This is a genomic window from Tatumella saanichensis, assembly GCF_000439375.1.
GTDB lineage: Bacteria > Pseudomonadota > Gammaproteobacteria > Enterobacterales > Enterobacteriaceae > Tatumella > Tatumella saanichensis.
The window spans coordinates 1-2550 of sequence record NZ_ATMI01000048.1 but is presented as its reverse complement, the minus strand read 5'-3'; the positions used below and the strand labels follow the sequence as shown (position 1 = coordinate 2550).

Annotated in this window: 2 protein-coding genes; both read left to right on the top strand. The window is 53.3% G+C overall.

All coding sequences use genetic code 11. The features are described from left to right. The first annotated feature begins 355 nt into the window (after window positions 1-355). Window positions 356-799 carry a type VI secretion system baseplate subunit TssE gene (gene tssE / locus DW47_RS0113560; RefSeq protein WP_029686962.1) on the top strand — a complete coding sequence of 148 codons (444 nt, stop codon included), beginning with the start codon at window positions 356-358 and terminating at the stop codon, window positions 797-799. A gap of 28 nt (window positions 800-827) precedes the next feature. Beyond that, window positions 828-2195, top strand: a complete 1368-nt coding sequence (locus tag DW47_RS0113555; protein ID WP_051150970.1) for a VasL domain-containing protein — start codon at window positions 828-830, stop codon at window positions 2193-2195. Window positions 2196-2550 lie beyond the last annotated feature (355 nt).

Sequence of the window (2550 nt, the reverse complement as noted above, 5' to 3'; positions counted from 1 at the left end):
TAGCCCCAACAGTGCGGCTGCACTCACTCTGTACGGCTATGCGCACTTTACTATATTTAAATTAGGGATAATTTACTTGTGTATTCTTTTAAACCAATCCCCTGTGGTCAAGCTACGACAGCGAATACCTGTTTAGCTCCCCGCCAAGGGAGCGGTATCCCCAGCAAGCCTGGGAAACTGGCCTTGATTGGGCGCTATTACTGCCCTGTTAGAGACGGTGATACCGCCAGTGATCTCTACAGCCTCTTTCTGCTGATGGCCTTAACAGCACAGTCAAAGAAGTTAACCGCTCAGCCTCGAACAATAGCAGTCACAAAGGCACATCTGCCGCTGTCTTCAGTTGGGAGTCACTAACATGCCTCGTCCCTCCTTGTACGACATCTTATACGCCAATATCGGCGGTTACCTCGATCTTGCTCAGATCAGTGAGGAAAACCAAGTGATCCTGTCAGTGCTGGATAATATGCAGCGGATCCTTAACTGCCGTGCCGGCAGTTTGGCCCATCTCCCAGACTACGGTATGCCAGATTTAAGCCTGATCTTACAGGGGATGCCCGGTACTGCCCACCAGCTGATTTCGGTACTGTCCAACGTCCTGCTGAAATATGAGCCGCGGCTGAAAAGCCTAAAGGTAATAATGCTTGAGCAAACCACGCCCGGTGAGTTGCGTTATGCCATTGATGCAGAACTTAAGGGACTGGGTTTGGTGCGCTATGGTACCGAATTTATCCCTGAAGGCCGCGTCATATTACGGCATCTCACTCGACAACATTTTATCTCTTCGCAGACTGTTGTCTGACATCCCGCGCTGACCCTGGGAGCTTACTGTGATCCAACCAGAACGATACCCGCTGCCCTGTGGCAGCGACCCGCGCACCTTTAACGCCTTCCCAGCCCTTGCCGATGAAATGCGCAAACTGACCCATCCGGCCCGCCCTGATATGAACTGGCGTTATGTCGAATCACTCTGCCTGACCCTGTTTGAACAGAACGGTGCCGATTTACAGACTGTCTCATGGTATACCTTGGCTCGGGCTAATCAGGCGGGTGTCACGGGAATACATCAAGGTCTGTCTCTGCTGGAGTCAGTGGTCAGCCACCACTGGCAGCAATTGTGGCCACACTCTCTCCATGCACGCACCGAGATCCTGAACACCCTCAGTCGTCGCCTACAACAGCATCTCCGCACTCAACTCCCCGCTAGCGGCGATCGCGACCTTCTCGAACAAACAGAACAGCATCTCACTGAGATATCGCGGCAGTTACAGCAAGCGGGTTTTAACGCTCAAATCGGCTTTGACGTGTTGGCACAGCAATTACAACATGCCGCAATCAGCGCAAGAGATCGCGACAGTACTGAATCTCCTCTCCCTACGCCATCTGCGGCAGTGACACCGCTGTTGCCCGCCGCAGTGCCCTCTGAGGCGCTACCTTTAACGGTCGCCCCGCAGCCTGGGCCCCAAAAACATGTGGAGCCTGTAACGGTAGGATCTGACGTCAAGGGTTTCGCTTGGCGTCCTTTCAGCGCGGGGATGGTCTGCATGCTATTTCTAATACTACTGCTGACAGGCGGTTATCAGCGGATCACTGCGCAACCGGAGCAGCAGGCAGTAATGGCTACCGTGTCGCCATTGCCGGTAGCCTTAACCCGGCAGCAAGCCATCATTCTTAAGGATCACCAACTCCCTGATAGCCGCAAATGGTTTACCGCTGCCCGACAGCAGATCAGCGTACTAGGGCGACAGCCTCCCGCATGGTGGTATGATTACACCGGCCAATTGGTAAGCCAAGCGCGGGTGCTCTGGCCGAATACCCCGCAGACCCTAGCGCTTACCGAGCAATGGCAGCAGCAACTGGCCGCCAACACCCTACCAGCTGAAAACTTGAATGGCTGGAACCATGGTATGGCATTACTCAGCCAACTTACCGATAAACTAAACCGCCTGGATGGGCAAAAAGGAAAGTATCTGACCGTCAGCGAACTCAAATCACAAGTATTTGCCATCAGCCGAGCCTTCAGCAAGACTGTTCCTACTGAAGAGGCATTACGTCAGCTGTCACAGCTAGAGCCAAAAGCCTCACAGACGGCGGCCTTACGAGCGGAAACCGAGTTACATCTGAGAAAGTTACTGGCTACTTATAGCCGTTTAACACCGCCGGACGACGATAGCCTGCCAATGCCGAGTACACAGTAGTGAAAAAGCGGTGGGGGCGCCTTTCTAGATAGTAACGCAGACGTATTTACGCTGGTTGTGCCCTCGACTGAATATCAAACCTTATCGTCAAGGGTTATCCCATTGGACTAGTGTCATTTATCGAAGCATATCAGGGCAGCCCGTTTTTTGGTGCATACTGGGGCATCATCCGCCTAACAACCGTTAAGCAGATTTCACCCTGTGCTGATCAGTCGACGCCTTGGAGGTCACGATCTTGACTATCGGTCATCAGTACCTGGGCGGTGACTGCACTATCGACATTGAATATCTGTTCCGGCAGCGTGAAACCGCGCAGTTCCAGCAGCGCTAGCGGACCTTTTCCCAGCTGAGAGCG

Excerpts from the sequence above, each read along its gene's own strand:
- tssE (WP_029686962.1), top strand. The coding sequence starts at position 356 with ATGCCTCGTCCCTCCTTGTACGACATCTTATACGCCAATATCGGCGGT.